Annotated in this window: 15 protein-coding genes and 1 pseudogene; 9 read left to right on the top strand and 7 right to left on the bottom strand. The window is 59.1% G+C overall.

The features are described from left to right. Positions 1–107 precede the first annotated feature (107 nt). The 3 genes from GFM02_RS35240 to GFM02_RS26690 all read left to right on the top strand — a co-directional run bounded on the left by GFM02_RS35240 (position 108) and on the right by GFM02_RS26690 (position 3,457). Positions 108–428: a hypothetical protein gene (locus GFM02_RS35240; RefSeq protein ID WP_246792396.1), complete on the top strand. Its 321-nt coding sequence runs from the start codon at positions 108–110 to the stop codon at positions 426–428. A 302-nt stretch (positions 429–730) separates the two neighbouring features. Beyond that, the gene (locus GFM02_RS26695; protein ID WP_168323286.1) at positions 731–934 is read left to right on the top strand and encodes a hypothetical protein; all 204 of its coding nucleotides are present in this window, start codon (positions 731–733) and stop codon (positions 932–934) included. A gap of 276 nt (positions 935–1,210) precedes the next feature. Beyond that, complete coding sequence (locus tag GFM02_RS26690; protein ID WP_168323285.1) at positions 1,211–3,457, top strand: choice-of-anchor Q domain-containing protein; 2,247 nt, start codon at positions 1,211–1,213, stop codon at positions 3,455–3,457. A gap of 296 nt (positions 3,458–3,753) precedes the next feature. Here the strand turns inward: GFM02_RS26690 and GFM02_RS26685 are convergent. From GFM02_RS26685 to GFM02_RS26675, 3 genes and pseudogenes are all read right to left on the bottom strand, one after another. Then, positions 3,754–3,843 (bottom strand): annotated as a pseudogene (locus tag GFM02_RS26685) (IS5/IS1182 family transposase); the annotation flags it as partial. Positions 3,844–3,866: 23 nt separating this feature from the next. Then, positions 3,867–5,996 (bottom strand): right-handed parallel beta-helix repeat-containing protein, encoded by a 2,130-nt coding sequence (locus GFM02_RS26680; RefSeq protein ID WP_168323284.1) that lies wholly within the window; start codon positions 5,994–5,996, stop codon positions 3,867–3,869. Further along, a complete protein-coding gene (locus tag GFM02_RS26675) occupies positions 5,993–7,318 on the bottom strand; it encodes an O-antigen ligase family protein (protein ID WP_168323283.1) in 1,326 nt (441 codons plus the stop codon). Before GFM02_RS26675 ends, GFM02_RS26680 begins: the two co-directional genes overlap by 4 nt. A 609-nt stretch (positions 7,319–7,927) precedes the next feature. Here GFM02_RS26675 and GFM02_RS26670 point away from each other — a divergent pair. From GFM02_RS26670 to fcl, 6 genes are read left to right on the top strand one after another with little or no spacing between them, the layout of a single operon-like run. Then, positions 7,928–8,878, top strand: coding sequence for a glycosyltransferase family 2 protein (locus GFM02_RS26670; RefSeq protein WP_168323282.1), 951 nt, complete (start codon positions 7,928–7,930; stop codon positions 8,876–8,878). Continuing rightward, positions 8,875–9,975, top strand: a complete 1,101-nt coding sequence (locus GFM02_RS26665) for a glycosyltransferase family 4 protein (RefSeq protein ID WP_168323281.1) — start codon at positions 8,875–8,877, stop codon at positions 9,973–9,975. Before GFM02_RS26670 ends, GFM02_RS26665 begins: the two co-directional genes overlap by 4 nt. After that, the gene (locus GFM02_RS26660; RefSeq protein WP_168323280.1) at positions 9,969–11,114 is read left to right on the top strand and encodes a glycosyltransferase family 4 protein; all 1,146 of its coding nucleotides are present in this window, start codon (positions 9,969–9,971) and stop codon (positions 11,112–11,114) included. Before GFM02_RS26665 ends, GFM02_RS26660 begins: the two co-directional genes overlap by 7 nt. Next, a complete protein-coding gene (locus tag GFM02_RS26655; protein WP_168271176.1) occupies positions 11,111–13,318 on the top strand; it encodes a GumC family protein in 2,208 nt (735 codons plus the stop codon). Before GFM02_RS26660 ends, GFM02_RS26655 begins: the two co-directional genes overlap by 4 nt. Positions 13,319–13,366: 48 nt before the next feature. Further along, positions 13,367–14,458, top strand: coding sequence for a GDP-mannose 4,6-dehydratase (gene gmd / locus GFM02_RS26650; protein WP_020047541.1), 1,092 nt, complete (start codon positions 13,367–13,369; stop codon positions 14,456–14,458). Continuing rightward, complete coding sequence (gene fcl / locus GFM02_RS26645; protein WP_168323279.1) at positions 14,451–15,521, top strand: GDP-L-fucose synthase; 1,071 nt, start codon at positions 14,451–14,453, stop codon at positions 15,519–15,521. Before gmd ends, fcl begins: the two co-directional genes overlap by 8 nt. 313 nt (positions 15,522–15,834) lie before the next feature. Here the strand turns inward: fcl and GFM02_RS26640 are convergent, their stop codons facing one another. The 4 genes from GFM02_RS26640 to GFM02_RS26625 form a co-directional block, all read right to left on the bottom strand. Next, complete coding sequence (locus GFM02_RS26640) at positions 15,835–16,179, bottom strand: YkgJ family cysteine cluster protein (RefSeq protein WP_003552288.1); 345 nt, start codon at positions 16,177–16,179, stop codon at positions 15,835–15,837. 185 nt (positions 16,180–16,364) lie between these two features. Then, positions 16,365–17,414: a class I SAM-dependent methyltransferase gene (locus GFM02_RS26635; protein ID WP_168323278.1), complete on the bottom strand. Its 1,050-nt coding sequence runs from the start codon at positions 17,412–17,414 to the stop codon at positions 16,365–16,367. A 175-nt stretch (positions 17,415–17,589) separates the two neighbouring features. Continuing rightward, positions 17,590–18,648, bottom strand: a complete 1,059-nt coding sequence (locus GFM02_RS26630; RefSeq protein WP_168323277.1) for an alpha/beta fold hydrolase — start codon at positions 18,646–18,648, stop codon at positions 17,590–17,592. Positions 18,649–18,854: 206 nt separating this feature from the next. Next, positions 18,855–21,620 carry a glycoside hydrolase family 2 protein gene (locus tag GFM02_RS26625; protein ID WP_168323276.1) on the bottom strand — a complete coding sequence of 922 codons (2,766 nt, stop codon included), beginning with the start codon at positions 21,618–21,620 and terminating at the stop codon, positions 18,855–18,857. Positions 21,621–21,670 lie beyond the last annotated feature (50 nt).

Here is a 21,670-nt window from a genome sequence, read left to right as displayed (position 1 = left end):
ACGTGCTCTTTTTGATGAGCGCCGTCGCGAAAGAGCGTTTGACCGTCGCAAAGCGCTATCGCGCAGGTAAAGCCGGGGGCTGAGTGCGCATAAGCCGGGAGAGAGATATGCGGATCCCAACAGGCGGGATGACGGCCTCGGCTGGCGAGCAGTCAGAGCTGGACGACAGAACCAACCGGCTGCAGAAAGATTTGAGTTCTGAAGGCTATACCGTCATCAGGGACCTGCTGACCGCCGATCAGGTGGAAAGCTTACGACTGATTGTCACACAGTACCTGAAATCGGAGCTTCAAAGTCTACAAGATCGCGTTCTACATGCAGGATCAGGACGAAAACTCGCCAGCGACATTGAAGGTTCGTCCAAGATCTCATCTCAAAGGCCTGGTAAAGAGCATGCCGGAGAAGGGCTTGGGCATACGGGCAAGTGATGCCATCATTTTCGATGTATGCATCGGACATGCCGGGCAAATGCCGACATTCGTTGACAGAAACCTGCGCAAGTTCTGTGAGCGGAGCGGGCCGCGACTTCGCGTTGACTCGCAAAGGGCTTTCACCGTGGCACCATCGGCCCTTCGACGGATGGCCGGGACGCCTGACCGCGTTGCGCTTTTCATGACCTTTGGTCCGCCCAACGAATTGACCCATTCTTATCGGGAAGCCTGCCTCACTCGACAAGCAGATTGTCGACATGACGCAGGCTCAGCAGAAACCGAAAGTATAGTCACACCGCATGCGCGATGATCTCGGCGGGAAAGCGGTGGCGCTGGAAATGCTGCGAAATGGGTTTGGTCGAATCGATATGGTCGACCTGCCATTACCATTCAATCAGCACCAATTGTTAAGGCGAGGCCGCCCAAAATTGCCAAATTCAGAAAAAAATGGCGATTCCGCATTTGGCGGGAGCAATCCAGCCACGCCCATCAGGTTTTTCTAAAGTTTTCAATGCACGCATGTCGCTCTGGTTGCAGAAAGAATAACTCGCGGTAAGCGAGATATTAATACTGCCACATTTTTGGCGACTCCAAATTCACCAAATATTTCAAAACGTAACTTTGGATCGATTCGGATATTGTGGCAGCAATAAGGCTATGCTTCTCAAGCACTTACTGTTGCGTTGCTGTTGCGCCCTCAAAAATGTCGCCCTATAACCTGCCGCCGTAGCGCTGGATTAACCACGAATATTAACGGGCAGGGGTTGAGGAACAAGACCATGACAACATACTACGTAGCGACGACTGGCAGCAACGGCGGTAACGGCAGTACCTCCTCTCCCTTCCGCACGATCAGCGAGGCGATGTCGGCGAACCTTAGACCCGGCGACGAGGTCGTGGTGAAGGCGGGGACCTACAACGAGGCTATTAACATCGACAAGGACGGCTCGGCGGCAGCCGACATCACGCTGCGCTCGGAAGTGCCCGGCGGGGCGCTGATCCGGCCGCCCGCGGGCTCGTGGAACGCGATCAGTGTCAACGCCAACTACGTGACAATCGACGGCTTTGACATCGGCGGCGCCAAAGGCGACGGCATCGAGGCGAACAATGTCCACCACGTCCAGATCCTCAACAACAAGGTCCACGGCAGCGGAGAGTCCGGCATCCAGTTCAACCAGTCGGACTTCATTCGCATCGAAGGGAACGAGACCTACAACAACGCGTCGTCGGGCTGGTTCTCGGGCATCTCGATCTACCAGAACCGGAACATCACCGGCGATACCTCGACCGACGGCTACCGGACGATCGTGCGGGACAACATCTCGCACGATAACGTCACCAAGTCGGGTGAGCACACCGACGGCAACGGCATCATCATCGACGATTTCCAGAGCACGCAGACGAGCGGTCATCCGAACTACACGTTCAAGACCCTGGTCGACAATAACCTCGTCTACGAGAACGGCGGCAAAGGCATCCAGGTTACCTGGAGCGACTCCGTCACGGTGAAAAACAACACCGCATACCACAACAATCAGGACCCGGCGAACAGCGGCACCTGGCGCGGTGAGCTCAGCAACTCGGCGTCGAGCAACAACATCTGGGCCAACAATATCGCCGTAGCGGACCCATCGGTGAACAAGAACAACACCGCGATCGATAACACGTCGACCGACAGCTACAAGAACACTAACGTCGTCTGGGCCAACAACATCACCTACAACGGCACGGCCGGCCAGGCATCGGTCAAGACCGACGGCGGCAACGCGATGCCGAGCGCGGCGAACGGCAACAAGCTCGGCGTCGACCCGAAATTCGCGGGGGCATCGAGCGACAACTTCCACCTCGGCTCCGGCTCGGCGGCGATCGACGGCGGAACCGCCAAGTACGGCGTCGGCTCGGTCGATCTGGACGGCCACGCTCGCGTCGTTGGAACTGTCGATATGGGTGCCTACGAATCGGGCTCCAGCGCGGCACCGGGAACGCCAACCACGCCGACGACGCCGACGACGCCAACCACGCCGACGACTCCAACCACGCCGACGCAACCGGGAACGCCAACCGCGCCGACGAAGGAAATCATCGGCACCAACGGCAACGACATCCTGCCACACACAGGTCAGTCCAACGGCGGCAACGAAACCTTCAAGGGTCTCGGCGGTAGTGACGTGTTGAAGGGCGGCGCCGGCGCCGACGTGCTCGACGGCGGCACTGGCAACGACACGGCCAGCTATGCGGGCTCCGGCGCGGTCAGCGTCAATTTGGCGACCAAGGCCGCATCGGGCGGGCAGGCCACCGGTGACAAGATCGCCAGCGTCGAAAACTTGACTGGCTCCAGCTACAACGACGTGCTGACCGGCGGCAATGGTGGCAGCAACGTTCTCAATGGCGGGGCTGGCGCGGACAAGCTCAGCGGCGGCGCCGGCGGGGACGTCATCAATGGTGGCGCCGACAACGACACGGCCGGCTATGCGGGCTCCGGCGCGGTCAACGTCAACTTGGCGACTGGGGCCGCAACCGGCGGCCATGCCGCCGGCGACAAGTTCGTCAGCATCGAAAACTTGACTGGCTCCAGCTACAACGACGTGCTGACCGGCAATAGCGGCAGCAACGTTCTCGATGGCGGGGCCGGCGCGGACAAGCTGAACGGCGGACTCGGCAACGACAAGCTGGTTGGGAAAGCCGGCGCGGACATTCTGACCGGCGGCGGCGGCGGCGATACCTTCGTCTTCAATGTGAAGCCCGACAATATCAGCGTCGACCATATCCGGGATTTTTCCTCCGCGGCGGGCGACAAGCTGATGCTCGATCATTCGATTTTCGCCGCGCTCAGCCTATCCGGATTTTCGAATGAGAATTTCGTTCTCGGAACAAAAGCGCTCGAGGCGGATGATAAGCTGATCTACGATAAGGCCAGCGGCATTCTATCCTATGATGCCGATGGAAGCGCAGCGGGCGCGGCGATCCACGTCGCCGATCTCGACAATTCCGCAGCACTTCACTTCAACGATTTCCTGCTTGTCTGAGCCGGTAGGCCCGTCCCCTTCCGGGGGCGGGCCTGCATCGTCACGGGCGGTCCCGTCTCCTCTTCGTGCCGGCACGAAAATCCCAGCCACATTCTCCGTTGACGCTCGTGCCGCAACGGAGGAGCCATTGCCCCGGATCGCCTATATCGCCCATTAGCGCCGCGGCATTTTTGACTAACGGCATCCCACATTTCGTCAACGGCGTCAGCGGCAGGCCGTTCCGCATCCCCATTCTGGCAAGAGGCAAAGCTCGGCTCGCCGACGGCGAATGTCGTCTGGGGCTGGGCGAAATTCCTCATCTCGATCCAGCGGTAATAGCGCCGCTTCACCGAGCGATAGTCGCCAAGCCGCTCCGGCAGATCTCGCCAGTGACCACCGGAACGCCGCAGGAACACGGCTCGCCCTTTTGTTACTCGGACGGCGCGACTACGCTTTCGGTGTCCGCCCCAGCCTTCTGAAGATCCTGTAAACTGCCAAATTCTCCCGAAGGCATGATCCTCGGATGTATTCGGAAGCTCTTGTCGTTCAAATTGCCGGTGTAGCGGTTATGCGCGAACTGCACGTATCCAGGCCCATGGTCAGGAGCGTAGACATAAGCTGCAAGCCCGTTGCTACTGTCGATCGACACGATATTGCCCTCGATACGATTAGGACGTGCCCATGGCGGACGCCAACCCCTGCCCGTACCGTCATCAACGCGAAAAGCCGCGCCCGATCCGTTCGTGATGACGTTTCCCGTCACCAAGTTGCTCCAGCCGCCGTTGATGCCGATCGCCGATATATTGTCCGAGAGCGTATTTCCTTCGATGCGCACACCACTGGCCTTGCCATCGGTGTAGATCGCCCAACTGATAGGCGTCGGCCATTCATTGATATTTTCATATCCGAAAGGCCAAAACGTCCCATCGACCCTGTTCATAAGTTGACCTGTCCCGATGACCAGATTGTAGCGGATGCTGCTGTTCAGGAGGTCTGCCTGCTCGCCCATCAGCTTGATGGCACCGCCATCTGCCGTCTGCTGATTGGCATTGCGGATTTCGTTATGTTCGATGACCGCGTCGTGGACTGCGTCTTGTGCTCCCCACAGTGAGCCGCCGGCGATACCGAACTGCGCAGTATTTTCGACCAAGTTATGAGCGATCCTGATACTGTCGGCCGCCTGGAACCATATCCCCGCGGTTTCAAAGTAGACCCTTCCGATGTCATGAATATGGTTCGACAGGATTCTGGCACCGTCGGATTTGCCGAAGCTGCCATAGGTCGTGCCAACGTAAATCCCGTTGCCAGCCACATCTCCAATCACGTTGCCGGCAATCAAGACATCTCTGCTCTCGGAAACATGGATACCGACGCCGACATTGTCGATGGAGTTGCCGAGTAGCCGAACACCGTCCGAGTGGTCGAGCCGTATGGCCCCAAAGCTTCTGGTGTCGGTACCGAACTTGCCGCTGCCCCGCGGATCCCCATCCCGAAACTGGAGCCCCGATACAACCATCCCGTCGGCTCCATCCAGCCTGAAGAAGGTCGGCAGGATGCCGGCCACAGCCGTAGAACTGGTTGGTAGTCCATCGGTCGGGATATAATCGAGTTGACCTTTGGTGCGGTCGTACCACCACTCCGCGGGCGCATCGAGCAGCGCCGCCGCACCGGTCAGAAAATAGCGGCTGCCTTCTGCGGTGAAGAAGTAGCCGGTGCCTTGGGTATTTATCGCCCGGTTCGCGGTGTCGATTGAAACCACTGGGAGGGTGTCACTGCCCCACTGGCTGCCGGGGTGAAAACCACCGACGATGTGGGCGACAAGGCCTGCTGCATTTTTTGAGATCGGAAGATCGCCGGCATGGAAGCAAAAGCGCGTGTTACCATGCCATAAGTCGTCGTCCTGCGTGCACTTGGCCGCGAAAAGCCACCCTTTGCGCGGGTCTCCATCGAGTGGAGCGTTGGGAAAGCGAGCCTGCGTCTGGCGCGCGCCGCTGACGAAAAGATCGCCCACATCCCGGCCCGCAGGCAGCTTCAGTGACGCCTTCCAACGACCATCGGCCTGCGCCGTCCAATCGCGCACAATCGGGCCGCCGTGCAGAACCGGCGCCTCGTTGCATCTCGCCGCGATGATCAGGCCCGCATCGCGAGCATCGAAGACTATCGGTTCAGCGAGATAGTAATCCCCATTGCCCATTGCGATCGTATTCTGGCCGCCCTTCTGGCGCGCAGCATCCCGCGCTCTTTCAATACTGGCAAAAGGACCGTCTGTACGCCGAGAATTTGCTTTAGGAAGGTGCCCGCTCCAGGTGTCTTTGCCATCGGGAGAGACATAGAATACTGCCCGGGCGGCGGATGCTCCGGTCAATATGTTGCTCAGTGAAGTCCCCTTCAGCTTGTCCGAAAAGGTCGCCGGCGAAGCTTCCGCGCAGGTTGCCTCCCTGACCGCCGTCTGCAGCCGGTCGGGCGCATCTGCGTCCGGGCTCACCGAGGCCAGCTTGCTCGGCTGCGGAAAGAGCATCGCAAGCAAAATACTCAAGATCGGTGCGAAGCGCAGCCTCATGAGATTTGCAGCTCCGCCGTTCTGCTGCGGGCCGGTGTTCGCAGTTGCCGGCCGGGGGACGTCGAAACAACAACAGGCTTGTATAAAGAGAACATGATGATGGCTGTTGTGAACAGAATGAAAATCGCGTCATTCTGGATCAGGAAGATCGTCTCGGTCAGGTTCATCACCAAAACCACAACCGTGAAGACGTTCAGCCACAGCCAGCCATAACGCGGGTCCCCGCATTGGAGGGCCGCCCCTTGGCGGAGTGCCTGCAGAAGCATCAGAGCGAACAAAGTCATTCCGCTTATTCCGAAGCTCAGCAGCGTATCGCGGAATCCATTATGGGCGTGGGGAGCCATCCATTGGATCTTTGACCAGATAATCCAGGCTTCGGGATTCGCTTCTGTCCAAAACGCTTGATAGCCGAAGCCGAGCAGCAAATGATCGGCGATCTGACCATCGACCAGCTCCCACAAGGGCACTCGGCCCGTCAAAGTGGCATCCTTGCCCAGCGCCTCAAGAAATGGGACCAGGAATTCGTGAAGCAAAAGGAGGATCCCGACGAACATTTGAACAAAAAACAGGATGAAGACGATGCGACCGATGCCACGGATTCGCTGCAACACGGAGTAGAACCCGATAAGGCAATATGCCGATACTGTCGCAATTGTCGCGGTCATCGATCCGGAAAGGAAGAGACAAGCCCCGCCCGCCATCAGCAAGATCAAAGGGGTTCGCCGCAAACCTCGGTTGCCGTCCATTACGACGGCGGTCGACACCAGTATCATCATGCCGGCGTACCAACCAAGGCTGTTCTTGTGGATGAATATGCCGCGCACCGCGCTGTCCGTGGGCATGCGAGCGAGCCCCGGCGACACCACAAGAAGCAACAGGCTGAGGACGATACATGTTCCGAAGGTCGCAAATGCAATGAGAAGCAACTGCCTCGGTGTAAAGCGTATCGCTAACACATAAGCGAGAAGTACGGTGAAGAGCAGGCCGATGGCACGCCTGAAAGTCGTCGACGGGCCAACCGACCAGAAGACAGACACGAAGGGCATGGCGACCATCAGCGGGACAAGCCAATTTCGCTTGAGCGCTATGATGAATTGCGGAAAATTTCGTGCCAGCATCAGCAATGTAAACCCGTATACGGGTAGACAAAGCAGACGCAATATAGACCTGGCATGATCGCTAAGGCCTCCGTCGGCATCCGCCAGCATGAGCGGGAAAAGCGCACCTGTCTGAAGAAAAAGGCATAGGCCGGCCCCCCAGCACTCTATTGCCCGCCAACTGACAGTCGGCCCATTCGCTATTCTAAGCGCATACGCTCTCATTACCCGTCCCGACTTGCTTGGACAGATGAGAGGCTGTTGATCGCGGCAATTTGGAAAGACATGGGTCCCCTTTCATAGCTGCGCTGCTTACCAACGAACAATCATCCCGCCACATCCCCGGTCAACCAACGCAAACGAAGGCGGGGCTAAGCCTAACGTCCATACCCACCATCCAAGGACGTGGTTTGGATTAAGCTTACGGTCTACCCCTCCCCCAAAAGTTGGTGCTGGGGCCTACGACATTGCCCATAAGAGGAGATGTCACCCGTGACCAATCACCGGTAGCTTGACGATGAAAACATACCGCGAAGCACGTCGCGCTGAGCCGCGGTTTCCGGTGAAGTGAGGCAATAATTCTGGCGCAGCCGGCTGTTGGCAGGTGACGCTTAGAAGGGTTGGGATTGCAATGGTTCTGCGTCATGGTCCTGGTTTTGTACGTTTTATAAAGGGAGTGTCACGCGTTGCGGCGTTGTCGGCGGTGACCCTACCGGCTCAAGGCGAAATCCTGATCGAGCAGAACTCCTTCCATCAATTCGCGCTGCCAAACGCGCGAGCGTTCGCAACTCCGGCGCACCGACGTGTCGCCCAGCGACGCGCTTGAGGGGTGTCATGGAGCGGCCTACAATCAGCGTCCTTATCAATAACTACAACTACGGTCGCTTCGTTGCCCGGGCAATTGACAGCGCCTTGAGCCAACAGGCGTCCAATTTCGAGATAATCGTCGTCGACGACGGCTCGAGCGACCAGTCGCGCGCTGTTCTCGACGGCTATGACAAGCGGATGAAGGTGCTCTTCCAGGAGAACCAGGGACAGGCCGCCGCCATAAATGCTGCTGTGAAGTTAAGCAGTGGCGACATCCTCTGTTTTCTCGATGCCGATGACTGGTGGGCGCCAGGCAAGCTGGCGGCAACAGCCGCTGCTTTCCACTCCAATCCTCAGGCATCGCTTGTTTATCACCGACTTCAGCCAACGCAGACCGATGGCTCACCAGCCTTCAAGCCAATCCCTCGGACCCTGTGTTCAGGAAATTTGCCGCCACGGCTCGCCAGATCGGCTGGTTGGTGGCCCTTCCCGATGACATCAGCCGTCGCTGTAAGACGTAGCGCATGGGATGCTGCAGGGGATATTCCCGAGCAGTTCCGCATGTCTGCCGATGCCTGGCTCACAGGCATCTATCCATTTCTGGGGAGCGTTGTCGCCTTGTCGGATCCACTCGGGTTCTATCGGATTCACAACAATAATTGGTATCGGCCAGTCGATGACGCCGCCATGCTGCGAAAGCGGATGGCCCATTGGCAGGCTACCGTTGAAGCGACGAACCGGTTTCTTTCCGCGCACGATCTGGCGGGAAGGCTGCGTCTGACTGATCACTATCCGTACCGGGTGGCCTCAGCCAAGCTGCAGGGCGCCGATACACGCACCCGGTTCAGCCTTGCTGTGGAAGGGCTCTTTTTCGCCGGAGAACCAAACTTGTTGAGGCGGACGCGTGATGCATTGCGCACAGCCTACGACTTGCCTCGACTTGGTCAGGATGTCGGCGTGTCGGAGTCGGCACGATGAAGGCGTTGCTGCTGGTTTCCGAACTGGAGGACTACACCATCTCCTTCGCTAGCGGCGTTGCGCGACATGCGCACGTCGTCCTAGCGGTTCCGCGCCGGCGCTACGCACACCTTGCTTCATGGATCGATCCAGCTGTCGATCTGCACCTCATGGACTGGCCAAGGCACCGCTCGCTCTCCAATCCCTGGTTCCTGCACCAACTCACACGTCTTATCCGGCAGGAGCGGCCGAACGTCATTCACCTTCTGAGCAACTCGACGCTCTGGTTGAACTTTGCCGCGCCGTTCTGGCGCCCGATCCCGATCGTGACCACCGTCCATGACGTGGAAGTGCATCCCGGCGATTCCGACACCCGCACGCTGCCAGCCTGGGCTCCCCAATTGATGGTGCGGCAATCGGGTCATGTCGTCGTCCATGGCGAAGGGCTGAAACAAATGGTCCTCGAGCGATATTCAAAATCGCCTGATTGTGTCCATGTCCTGTCGCATCCCGCCATTCATCGCTACGCGGAACTCGCTCGGCGGCACCAGATGGCGCGGCGCGGCGCAGATGGAACTTTGCGCGTTCTGCTTTTCGGACGGATTTTTGCTTACAAGGGATTGGAGCATCTGATTCGTGCCGAGGCGATGCTCAAGGACCTGCTCCCCAATCTACGCATCACAGTGGCAGGCCGCGGCGATGATCCGCGGATCTTCCAGCCCCTTATGGGGGACGCCGGCCGCTATGATATTCGCAACCGCTTTATCGAGGATATGGAGGTCGCCCAGGTCTTTCTGGATGCCGACATCGTTGTCCTTCCCTATACGGAAGCCTCTCAAAGCGGCGTCCTCAATCTTGCCGCGGCATTTGGCAAACCGGTTATCGTGACGGATGTCGGCGAATTGCGAGCCACCGTTCTGCCAAACGGACTGGGCATGGTGGTTCCACCCGGGGATGTGGAACAGCTGGCGATAGCCATACGGACACTGGCGGAAAACAGCGAGCTCAGAAGCAGCTTCGGGATCAACGCGCTCGCGTGGGCTACAGGTCCGAATTCGCCTCAACAGGTCGGAGCACAGGCTGCGGCCGTTTATCGTAAGGTGGTCGGGGCATGCTAATGAACACGCTCACGGATGGAAATCGGGTAGCGACTCGGAACGCAGCAGCAACCGTCCGCCACTACGTCCCGGGTGGTTGCGAAAACGGTGGCGGAATTGGCAGGCTCGTCGGCTATATATCGAACACGGCGAAGGAGGCCGGCGAAACACACCTCGTCACCGACACCAGAGGGCCTCGGTGGTCCTTAGTTGCGTCGCCTGTGCGCCTGCTCGGCGCCATCTTGATGATGGCAAAGGACCGGATAATTGCTCCGGCACGCATTCACCATATTCATGTGGCGGGTCGCGGCAGCACCGCAAGAAAACTGATCCTGACCGAGGCTGCCCGTCTCCTCGGATGCTCTCACATATTGCACCTGCACGACTACGACTACGCGACCGACTTTGCCGCACGCTCGCCACGTCAACAAATGCTTGTACGCCGGATGTTCCAACATGCTGACCAAGTCGTGGCGCTGGGCCAGCGCGACCGCATGACGCTCACGACGCTTCTCGGCGTGGAAGAGCGCCGCGTAATCGTCATCGGCAATTGTGTTCCCGACCCCGGGCCGCGCAATGTTCATGTCGGCGAGATGCCGTTGATCATATTTCTCGGCCGGCTGAGCGAACGCAAAGGCGTTCAGGAGCTTCTGCTTGCCTTAAGTCATCCGATCATGAAAGAGCTCCGGTGGCGAGCCGTGCTGGCAGGCGACGGACCTGTGGAAGACTACCGGCGCCAGGCTGCCGCCATGGGGCTTTCAGATCTGGTGAAAATGCCGGGCTGGCTTGGCGCCGACGAGGCCCAAGCCTTGTGTACACGGGCGGATATCCTGGTCTTACCTTCGCATGCCGAGGGCTTGGCAATGGCTGTGGTCGAAGGGCTTGCCCATGGGCTCGCCGTCGTCACCACGCGCGTCGGCGCGCATGGCGAAGTCATCTCCGACGGTGAAACCGGCGTCTTCGTACCTGTCGGAGACAAGGATGCCCTGGCTGCGGCGCTGGCCAAGCTCGTCACCGACCCGGAAGTCCGCAACTATCTGTCGGCCAAGGCCCGTGCTCATTATCTCAACAATTTCAGCATGAAGGCTTACATGCGATCGCTGGACAAACTCTACGACGCTATCTCCGCGCAACCTCAAACAACGGTTGGTGAACGATGACTATTTCGACTGTGCCGCCAGACCGCAACCCCTCGCTCTCGTCGATGCGCTACGATCCCCGGCTTCAGGTAGAGACTCGTTCGGACGAAATTGATCTGACTTCAGGGCTGCGCCTTATCCGGCGACGGATGACCATGATAATGGCCATCGTCATGCTCCTTATGGCGGTTGCCGCAACCGTGATTTCTGGATTGAAGCCGACTTATCATGCCGAGTCCCGGCTGATCATCCACACGCCTCTGGCGACAAAGCTCGGCACCGACGAGTCCGGCCGCAACGATCCGCTGGACGCCACATCTGAGACCGAACGACTTCTTTCCAGAAGCATCGCAGAGCGGGTAATTCGCGACCTGCGGCTCAATAAATGGCCGGAATTCAATCCGGCGCTGCAAGAAATCTCGCCTATCGACAAGATCCGATCAACGCTACGCGGTTGGATCGACAGCGAAAAACCGTCCTTGCCGATACGGGACAGCATCGAGCCGATAATCCCAAAGTACTACAAAGCCCTCCGCGTTTGGCGCGATGGCCAGGGTGACGTCATTCAGATCGGTTTCGATGCGAGCGACCCCGAACTGGCCGCCTCGGTCCCGAACCGGCTCATCAGCATCTACCTCGAAGAGCGGAAGGACAGTCTGCGCGGTCGAGTGGACGCAGCAGAAGAATGGCTTCTGCTGCGCATCGATGAACAGATGGGGCGCGCCAAGGCAGCACGCGATGCCGCCGACGTGTACCAGAAAACTACCGACGTTGCCTCAAATGACGACGATCAGGTTGAACAGATCAAGTCGATAATGGAGCTGGGCGAGCGACGGACAAAAATCGAACAAAGCCGCGCTGAAGCGAGAGCAACGATATCTGCACTCGAAGCGACCGATGATCCCTCGCTCGTCCTGCAGAATATGGTTATTCCCGACAGCATTGGTGCAATGCAACGCGAGCTTCGTGCGCAGGAGCAAGATCTCGAGCGCCTTCTTGAGACATATGGCAACACCGCCGACGCCGTGGTCGACACGCGCGCCAAGATCCTTAAATCCCGCACCGATCTCAGCCTTGCGACCGATCGATATCTCCAATCGATACGCGCCAAGCTTGCGGCGCTCGATCATGAGGACGACGCAATCCGGTCGGCATTGGCGGCCGCTCATGAGAAACGCACTCGCTCTGCCCTGGCGCAAACCGAGTTGGCCCGACTCCAGCACATGGCTGACAAAGAGCAGACGGCGCTGGACAAGCTCGAGGAGCAGCGCCGTGGCCTGGCTGCGCAAGCCATGCTGCCGGGCGCGGAACTGGAAGTCTTGTCACCGGCCGCGGTGCCGCTGGCGCCGCAGGGACGCGGGCGGCTTTTCTATTTGATCGGCGCCCTTTTGGCTTCGATATCGATCGCGGTGACGGCCGCTTTCGTGGTCGAGATGTTGGACAACTCAGTCCGCAGCTTCGACCAGATGGCCGGAATGTCGCGCATCGTACCCGCCGGATTCATCCCGCACCTGAAACGGAAAGACCGGAGAGATCCGTCGATGCTCTTCGGGAGCATCCAAGACGGGATGTTTGACGAAGCAATTCGCTCCGTCATGGCTTCGCTCAAACAATCCAACGGCGGAAAACTGCCAAACACGATTGTCGTGACGTCGGCTCACAGCGGAGAGGGCAAGTCGCTTGTCGCCAGATCCCTGGCAATCGATCTCGCCGCCAACGGAATTCCGGTGCTGCTTGTCGATGGCGACCTCAGACTCGGAAATCTCGACTCGTTTTTCAAATCGGAGCTAAAGCAGGGGTTGAACGAATTCCTGTGTGGACAGGCCGGAATGCGGGACATCATCCATCACCATCCAAGCGGCATCGACTTCATCCCGGCTGGCAATGCCAGTCTCCATCGGCGCGTTCGTTTGACTGATGCGGCTGACATCGTCGCGATGGCCGCCTCACAGGGCCAAATCGTCATCTTCGACAGCGCACCTGTGCTCGCCTCGGCTGATACGATGCATCTGACAGCGTTAGCAGAACGAACGCTAGTGGTCGTAAAATGGGGAAAGACGAGCCGTCGGGCCGTAGAGTTTTGCCTACATCAGCTGAAGACCGCGCGCAACGCAGAGATTGCCGTTGCCATAAATAACGTCAATCCGAAACAACACGCCATGTACAACTTCAGCGATTCAGAACTGTTTGTGAGCTCCCTGAGGAAGTACCACGAGTTCACATGATCTCGAACAGCAGTCCGTCTGATTCCGAAATAAGTTACGGAGACCGCAGTGAAAAACGAAAATAAAGTTGCGCTGATTACGGGTATAACGGGTCAGGACGGTGCGTATTTGGCCGAACTGCTCCTGGAGAAGGGCTATATTGTTCACGGCCTCAAGCGACGCTCATCGTCCTTCAACACCAGTCGCATCGAGCATCTATACGAGGATCCCCATGTCGAAAATCCTCGCTTTATTCTGCATTACGGGGACATGACCGATTCAACGAACCTCATCCGCGTCGTTCAGGAAACGCAGCCGGACGAGATCTATAATCTCGCCGCACAGAGCCACGTTCAAGTCTCTTTCGAGACGCCGGAATATACGGCTAACGCCGATGGAACCGGCACCCTTCGGCTACTTGAAGCAATTCGTCTCCTGGGGCTGACCAAGAAGACCCGCTTTTATCAAGCGTCCACCTCAGAACTCTACGGCAAAGTTCAGGAAGTCCCGCAGAGCGAAACGACACCTTTCTACCCCCGATCACCCTACGCGGCGGCCAAGCTCTACGCCTATTGGATTGTGGTCAATTATCGCGAGGCATATGGCATGCACGCCTCGAACGGCATTTTGTTCAATCATGAAAGCCCAATCCGCGGCGAAACATTCGTGACGCGCAAAATCACCCGGGCGGCGGCGGCGATCCATCTTGGGCTGCAGGAAAGGCTCTATCTCGGCAACTTGGACGCCAAGCGCGACTGGGGACATGCACGAGAATATGTCCGCGGCATGTGGCTGATGCTGCAACAGGACGAACCGGAGGACTATGTCCTTGCGACCGGCGAAACGCACTCGGTTCGTTCCTTTGTCGACAAGGCCTTTGCCAAGGTGGGCATGCCGATTGATTGGCGTGGGAACGGCGTTGAGGAAAAGGGATACGATAAGACATCCGGTCAGTGTGTAGTGGAGATCGATCCATCTTACTTCCGTCCGACTGAAGTTGATCTTCTGATCGGCGATCCGACGAAGGCGCACACGAAGCTTGGCTGGAAACATGAGACCAGTCTTGATCAGCTGGTTGCAGAGATGGTTCGCGAGGATCTGAAAGTCATGGCACGAAATGTTCCGTCGGTCGGCGCAACCAAAGGTTTTGCCTATGCCTGAGGTGATCTACAGCCTAGCCGGAAAGAGGGTCTATGTCGCGGGCCACCGCGGCATGGTGGGCTCTGCGATCGTGCGACGTCTCGCTTCCGAGGGCTGCGAGATTTTGACGGCCACCCGCGCCGAGGTCGATCTCAGACGGCAGGAGCAGGTGGAGGCGTGGATGAGTAAGCATCGTCCCGACGCTGTCTTCCTGGCTGCTGCGAGGGTCGGCGGTATTCTCGCGAACGCTACCTATCCGGCCGACTTCCTTTACGACAACTTGATTCTCCAAGCGAACGTCATCCACGCCGCCCATAGAGCTCACGTCGAAAAACTGATGTTTCTGGGCTCGTCCTGCATCTATCCGAAATTCGCCGATCAGCCGATCGTTGAGGACTCGCTTCTGACCGGATCGCTTGAGCCCACGAATGAATGGTATGCGATCGCCAAAATTGCCGGATTAAAGCTCTGCCAAGCCTATCGCAAACAGCACGGCAGAGATTTCATCTCGGCCATGCCTACCAATCTTTACGGTCCAGGCGACAATTTTGACCTCGGGTCAAGCCATGTCATGCCGGCGCTCATATGCAAGACGCATGAGGCCAAGGTCAACCAGCAGCAAGAGATATGCCTCTGGGGTACTGGCACGCCGCGGCGCGAATTCCTGCATGTTGACGATTGCGCCGACGCCTGCCTCCATCTCATGAAGACCTATTCCGCCGAAGGTCATGTGAACGTCGGTTGTGGCGAAGACATTACCATTCTCGAATTGGCCTACCTCGTCTCCAAGATCGTTGGTTTCGAAGGCCAGATCACGCGCGACCTCACCAAGCCAGATGGCACGCCACGTAAACTCCTGAGCGTCGACAAGCTTCGCACTCTCGGCTGGTCTCCTAGGATAGGTCTGAAGGAGGGTATCGCAGATGCCTACCGCTCCTTCCTTGATGGCCATCATCTCGAACGCAGCGACAGAGCTACGTCCGGCGACTTGATCGGTCAAAGCGACATCAGTTTCGAGAAAGCGAAGAGTTCGGCGCCGCATGCGCCCACGCTCTCGACCGTTGCGCATCATCCCTCGCCATAGGGAATTTGCACGAGGCATATGAGGGATAACAAGGTTTTGTCTCGGGGGGGACGCATATGCTGGGACGGCGCAAATAATGCAGCCTGTAGAAATCAGGATTGCAGCGCTCATTTTCCTGATCGTCGTGTGGGTGATGATTATCGGCGCGGCAATGGATTTTTTCGCGGTCGAAATGCCGGTATCGCTTGTCGCGCTATTAGGCAGATAGTCCACATCGGATGGCTCCACCGGGCCTTACCTTCGGCTGGACTTTCGGACGACAATCGCTGCGGTAAAGTCGACAGGCGAAGAGAGGAGCCGGACGGAACCCGCCTCAGTTGATTGGCGGCTCCGCATCGATGTGACCGGGCGGCAAACTTGGCTGACCGAGCCCGAAGAACGCCCGCGCGGTCAAGCAAGCGTCGTCCCCTGGGACGCAGGCGCGGCAGACGTCAGGCCGAAGATCGTACACTTGACAGGATGTCTCTGAACCGACGCGACCGACCAATGCGGAGCAGCGCGCACCGTCGCAGCGCATTCCTTGCTGGTTCGCGGCGACGAAATGCGCCGGCAGCAAATCGAGAGCAGCGTCTGTTTCGGTGGAAAATCTGGGCCAGGTCGGCGAAAAGGAGCAGCAGGCTCCGCAGCTTTGGCAATCGAAATCGATCAATGATGTCATGGCCCGCTCCTACCACACAGCCCGCCAAGAGCAAAGCCTTCGGCTATGCTCTTAACCTGGAGCGAGCGCATCCACCTTCATCAGGCTCCTGCTGGCGTTGTCCTGCAAGCCAGTCGCCGCACTCGTCGACCTTCCTGACGAGGCCGGGAATGCGGCGCGGCATTTCCAACGGGAGGCGCGACCTGTCAGGTGGCCTCGAGAACCATGTTGAGGGGCGTCTGGGCTGCACGCCGGATATGGGTGAAACCGCCTGAGCGGATCACCTCGGCCAATCGCCGCTCTCCCGCTTGCGCACCGAGTGCCAGCCCTGTCTCCTGCGCAAGCGAGGTCGGAACGCAGATCATCGTCGAGGCTGAGTAGTAGAGCCGTCCAACCGGATTGATATTCTCCTCCAGCGTATCTCCGGCCATTGGTTCGACCACCATCCAGACGCCGCCCTCTTTTAACGCCTTTCGGATATGAGCCGCAGCGCCTTGCGGGTCGCCCATGTCGTGCAAGCAGTCAAAGCAGGTGATCAAATCGAAATCCCGGCCGTCAAAATCCTGCGCCCGGCCGACCTCGAAGTGCAGGTTCGTCAACCCGTGTGCTTGGGCGTGCGCGGACGCAGCGGCAATCGAGCCTGGATGGAAGTCGTAGCCCACGAACCGGGAATTCGGAAACGCCTGCGCCATCAGGATCGTCGATAGCCCGTGCCCACATCCGACGTCAGCCACCTTCGCCTCGGTTTTCAACCTGTCGATGACACCGTCGAGCGCCGGCAGCCAGTCCTGCACAAGGGCATTGACATAACCTGGGCGGAACAGTCGCGCGACGGCGCAGAACATGCAGCCGGCCTGATCGCCCCAGGCAACGCCTCGGCCGGTTTTGAAGGCGGACTGCACCTTCGGCTGGTTTTCGACCATCGCAGCAGCGGTATCGAACGCGCCGATCAGATTGACCGGGCTGTCCGGCTCGGCAAACACGAAGGCCTGCTCGGGCGTCAGCGAGAACAATCCTCGCTCATGGTGCACATAACCTGAGGCAGCCTGTGCCGCCAGCCACTCGCGTACATAGCGAGGTGCGCATCCCGAGGCATCGGCAAGTTCGTCGGCCTTCACCGGCCCGATCTCTTTCAGCGTCCTGTACAGCCCGAGAGCATCTCCGATCTGGACCAGCGGCACGCTGACCGCTCCGCCAAGGTCGCCAAGGACGCGGCCCACGAGTTCATTGAGCGTTGTTTCGTTGATTTCCGTCATGTGAATTCCTCCCGGTGCTCGGACGGCGTCCTGCCATCCGTGACGCCAAGGATGAAGCTTGCCGTCTCGGCGGACATGAGGCGGTTGTCCCGCGTCTGCGAAGAAATCCCGCTCCTTCGAGGGACACCTGTCCCATCGGCATTGGAGGAGGTTCTATCCACCTGTCGAAACGGGACTATCGGGAGAGCGCGACGACGATCGCTTGCGAGCGGCTATGCACGCCGAGTTTGCTGAATATCACCGACAGCTGGTTTCGCACGGTCTTTGCACTCTTGCCAAGCCGTTCGGCGATCGCGCGGTTGTCTAGCCCCTCCGTGACGAGGTCGAGAAGGGCGGCCTCGGCCGGTGTCAGACCGGCCTCACTGACCGCACGCGGCCGCACCGACCGATCCTGCCCGAGAAAGGCAGCAAGTTCCGTTTGAAACACATTCCACGCAGGCTCGTCCGGCAAGAGCACATGGTTCTTGCTCTCAAGCGGCACGAAGCTCGCACCCGGAATCGCGGCGGCGAGCTTGCAACCCTGGTCAAACGGCACGCGCATGTCACCGCGGCAGTGTGCGATCAACGTCGGGACGCGCAACATCGCCGCAAGGTCCAGCACGTCGATCCCCTGCATCTGCCAAAGCAGTTGTGCGGCAACGTCGGCCGTTGCCGTTTGCCGCTCGAGATCGCCCCACCAGCGATGCTGTTCAGGCGTGCCGTCGGGGATAAAGAGATTGGTGAAGAACCGGCAAAACGCCGGATTATCGCGTCCCCAGCCGATGCGAACGAAATTGACAAGGGTCTCAGCTTCCAGCCGCTCCGCTTCGGTCTGAGCTCTGGCGCGGGCACCCTGACCATAGGCGTTCAAAAGCACCAGATGCGATACTCGCTCGGGATACTTGAGGGCAAACACGATAGCGAGCGCGCCGCCCTGCGAAAGACCGAGGAGGACGAAACGCGGCTCCTCGATCGACGCTGCCACGGCAGCGAGGTCTGCGTGCCACGCTTCGACCGAAAGGTCAAAGACATGCCGGTCCGACAGACCGCAGCCGCGCGGATCGTAGCGCACAAACCGGTTGTTGGCGGACAGCGCCTGGAGCCACGGCCGCCACACCGGGCTTTCGAGATCGTAATCGACATGGCTCAGCCAATGCGCCGCCCGCAGGATCACCTGACCCTGCCCGCAGGACGCCATGGCGATACGGGTACCGTCCTCGGCTGTAGCGAACCGTATGGTCTGACTGAGTTTCATCGGTCGAGAATATCGCAGCCGAAGATCGCATAACAGACCTATCTCCTACGGGATGATTCTCCTGGAAGACAGTTCAGCCTGGGATGCTCGCTAAGAAGCCTTTCGATCCGTTTCGCCCGCTTCGGGCCATATACCCGACCGGCGACCTGAGCCCTCTCGCTAGCACGAAGCAAAGTTGCCACGACCTCCGTTGACGGTCGCTGAGCTCACGGTCTTATGGCAAGAGCAAGAAGGCCATCGTAAAGCGCGGTGGCAAGGGGGTCGACATCCGGTGCCTCCTGATGGAGGCGGAAGGTGGTCGCAACAAGTTTACCGCGACCGAGCCGCTTTTCGATGATGAAGGCTGCTGGTTTGTGAACCCAGCCGATGACGACGCCGGCATGCACGCGACCTCGGAATTCCCAGGGACGGAGGCCGGCCATCACCTGGTGCGGCGCGACGCCAGTGAAGGACAGATCGAACAGCGGACCGCCCGGCACATGGGCGAAGACACCATCCCGGCGCAACCAGGAAAAGTTGCCGACCCAATCCCCGCGCCAGATCGATTTGTGACGATTGACGAGATTGTAGCCGGGAAAAGTGAAGTATGGTCCGGAAACCATGCCGCCGGCGCCCGGATCAATTTCGATCGACATCGGGCCATCGCGCGGCGGCGCGTCATCGCGCAGACGGCCGGGGTCCTTGTCGACGATCTGCAGCACCCGCTGGCCGGAATGGATTGCCTCGACGCGACCGGCATCGATGTCCTCGGTGACGAAGACATCCGCCTCGTGCGGTGATACGCTAACATGGCCAAGGGCGGACAACCTCTCGGAAATGCCGTCGTCGTTCGAAGCAAAGCGGATGGGCGGCACATCGCGTTTGCCGTAGACCGCGAGTGTCTCGGAATTCTGAGACAGCACGCTTCCATCAGGCGACACGACCTGGAACCGTGCCTTTTGGATCTCGGGCACCGGCACTGCACCTGCTGTCGCGGTGATCGGGGCATTGTGAATCTGCATCGGTGCCATAGCCGGCAGCGGTATCTCGCCTTTTTCAGCGCCGAATTCCCAGACGAGGCGACTGCCTTCGGGCAATGCTGTTCCGCCGCTCGACACCTTGATGTCGAAGCTGGCCGTCTGGCCTTCATAGACGGCGTGGCGGGCCGCGCCCGGCGCGATGACGATGTCGGAATTGACGGCCGGCAGCGATTTGGCGAAGACGCGCGGATTGCGTGCCATGTCCATCAGCCCGTTGCCTTCCCAATGGACATCAGTGAGTTCGGTGATGACATAGCCTCCGATCGGCGCGTGCGTTCGGATCACCTCGATCTCGTATTTCAGGTTCATGTATTGATACCACTGCACCTGCTCGATGAACTGGCCGAGATCGCCAAACACTTTCTCAAGGGCGAGTTCGCGGAAACGGGCTTCGATGCCCTGCGGCAGTGCCGTGCCATCCGCCCAGGTGGCACCATAGGCCATCCACCAGGGGTCGCGGCCGTTCTTTTCGCGCAGGCGGGCAGGATCGGGTAAACCCCAGACGCCGAACTCGGAGAGGACAAGCGGTTCCTTCCTCGTGCGCACGGCTTCCTTTTCGGTTGAGAAGGTCCAGTCGGCATTGCCTGCGAATTCGCGGCAGAGCGTGTCCCATTCCTCGCGCCGATCCACCGCCGTTCGGTAGAAGTGGTAGTCGTTGATGTCGGTCTTGACGTGGACGTTCGGGAAGCAGGCGGAATTGTCGACAACGAGCCGTAGCGGGTCTTCGACACGCAGCCAGTCGACCATGTCGGAAACCCATTGCCGCTGTTCGGCCGCTTCGCGCAGCCGGGTGCCCCAATCTTCATTGATCAGGGTCCAGATTACGATGGAGGGGTGATTGCCGTCACGGGCGAGAATACCTTCCATTGTCGTGCGCAGGCGCTCGGCGGAGGCCGGGGTGAAGGTCTCGATATTTGGAATTTCGCTCCAGATCAGCATGCCCAGCCGGTCGGCGACCTCGTAATAGCGCGGGTCCGGCACTTTGATGTGGCAGCGCAGGCAATTCAGTCCCATGGCCTTAGCCTTGCGCAACTGGTCTTCGAGCAGATCGAGCGAAGGCGGCGCGCCGAAACCATCGGGATAGTAATCCTGATCGAGCGCGGCGCGCAGATATAGCGGCTTGCCGTTCAGGTGCAGGAAGCCGTCCTTGGCTTCGAAGCGGCGAAAGCCGAAACTTTCCTGCCGGCTGTCGATCTCGACGCCGTCGGCGCTGAGGATAGTTGTAATCGTATAGAGGTTCGGGCTGTCCGGCGACCATGGCGCGACGGCGTCGAGCTGGATCGAATGTTCGAGGGTATTTCTCGCGGTCGGAATGTTTCCGGTAAAGACGGGCATGCCCTGCGGGCCGATGATCTCGATTTTCAGCGAGCCTGCAACCATGCTCGCAAAGCGGGCTTTAAGATCGAGCCTGGCTTCCGGCCAAATCGGGTCGAGGCGAAGCGATGAGATGTGAGCGGGATCGCGGGCCTCGATGAGGACGGACTGCCAGATCCCGCCTTGCGGGCCATACCAGCTCTGCTTGCCATGCGGGATCTCCGCAAAATCGGCGCCACCCTCGTTGCGATAAGCATCCGGCAGGCAGGCCAGGACCTCGACGATGTTCTCCGCCTTCAACAGAGCGGGTGGAATCACGAATTCGAAAGGAAGATAACCGCCTTCATGACGGCCGATCTCAGTGCCGTTGATGGAGACAGTCGCCAGATCGCTGACAGCACCGAAGCGGATGGCGATTTCCCGATCCGACCATTCTGCGGGGAGCGTGAAGGTCCTGCGATAGATTGCCGATCCGAAGCTGACGGCGAGATCCTCGAAACACGCCTGCCAGTGCGCCGGCACCTTTGCATGCCGCCAAGCACGATCGGTCTCGTGGCGGAACTCCCAGGTCCCATCAAGGGAAAGTGTTTCGCGGAGCGGCGTGTTCGCTGGGGCGAGCGACTGGGAATAGGCGTTCATCGGTTGTCCTTGGAAGATCGGCTTTTCGATTGGGGTTCCGGGATACGCAT

Source organism: Rhizobium leguminosarum bv. viciae, from assembly GCF_012276115.1.
Lineage (GTDB): Bacteria > Pseudomonadota > Alphaproteobacteria > Rhizobiales > Rhizobiaceae > Rhizobium > Rhizobium leguminosarum_T.
The sequence above is the reverse complement of the archived record's forward strand: the minus strand, read 5'-3'. Positions and strand labels throughout refer to the sequence as shown.

What these genes read in the sequence shown, in the direction of transcription:
- GFM02_RS35240 (WP_246792396.1), top strand. Translation starts at nt 108, where the DNA reads ATGCGGATCCCAACAGGCGGGATGACGGCCTCGGCTGGCGAGCAGTCA.
- GFM02_RS26675 (WP_168323283.1), bottom strand. Translation starts at nt 7,318, where the DNA reads ATGAGAGCGTATGCGCTTAGAATAGCGAATGGGCCGACTGTCAGTTGG.
- GFM02_RS26670 (WP_168323282.1), top strand. Translation starts at nt 7,928, where the DNA reads ATGGAGCGGCCTACAATCAGCGTCCTTATCAATAACTACAACTACGGT.
- GFM02_RS26665 (WP_168323281.1), top strand. Translation starts at nt 8,875, where the DNA reads ATGAAGGCGTTGCTGCTGGTTTCCGAACTGGAGGACTACACCATCTCC.
- GFM02_RS26635 (WP_168323278.1), bottom strand. Translation starts at nt 17,414, where the DNA reads ATGACGGAAATCAACGAAACAACGCTCAATGAACTCGTGGGCCGCGTC.
- GFM02_RS26660 (WP_168323280.1), top strand. Translation starts at nt 9,969, where the DNA reads ATGCTAATGAACACGCTCACGGATGGAAATCGGGTAGCGACTCGGAAC.
- GFM02_RS26690 (WP_168323285.1), top strand. Translation starts at nt 1,211, where the DNA reads ATGACAACATACTACGTAGCGACGACTGGCAGCAACGGCGGTAACGGC.
- GFM02_RS26695 (WP_168323286.1), top strand. Translation starts at nt 731, where the DNA reads ATGCGCGATGATCTCGGCGGGAAAGCGGTGGCGCTGGAAATGCTGCGA.
- GFM02_RS26625 (WP_168323276.1), bottom strand. Translation starts at nt 21,620, where the DNA reads ATGAACGCCTATTCCCAGTCGCTCGCCCCAGCGAACACGCCGCTCCGC.
- GFM02_RS26630 (WP_168323277.1), bottom strand. Translation starts at nt 18,648, where the DNA reads ATGAAACTCAGTCAGACCATACGGTTCGCTACAGCCGAGGACGGTACC.
- fcl (WP_168323279.1), top strand. Translation starts at nt 14,451, where the DNA reads ATGCCTGAGGTGATCTACAGCCTAGCCGGAAAGAGGGTCTATGTCGCG.
- GFM02_RS26655 (WP_168271176.1), top strand. Translation starts at nt 11,111, where the DNA reads ATGACTATTTCGACTGTGCCGCCAGACCGCAACCCCTCGCTCTCGTCG.
- GFM02_RS26640 (WP_003552288.1), bottom strand. Translation starts at nt 16,179, where the DNA reads ATGACATCATTGATCGATTTCGATTGCCAAAGCTGCGGAGCCTGCTGC.
- GFM02_RS26680 (WP_168323284.1), bottom strand. Translation starts at nt 5,996, where the DNA reads ATGAGGCTGCGCTTCGCACCGATCTTGAGTATTTTGCTTGCGATGCTC.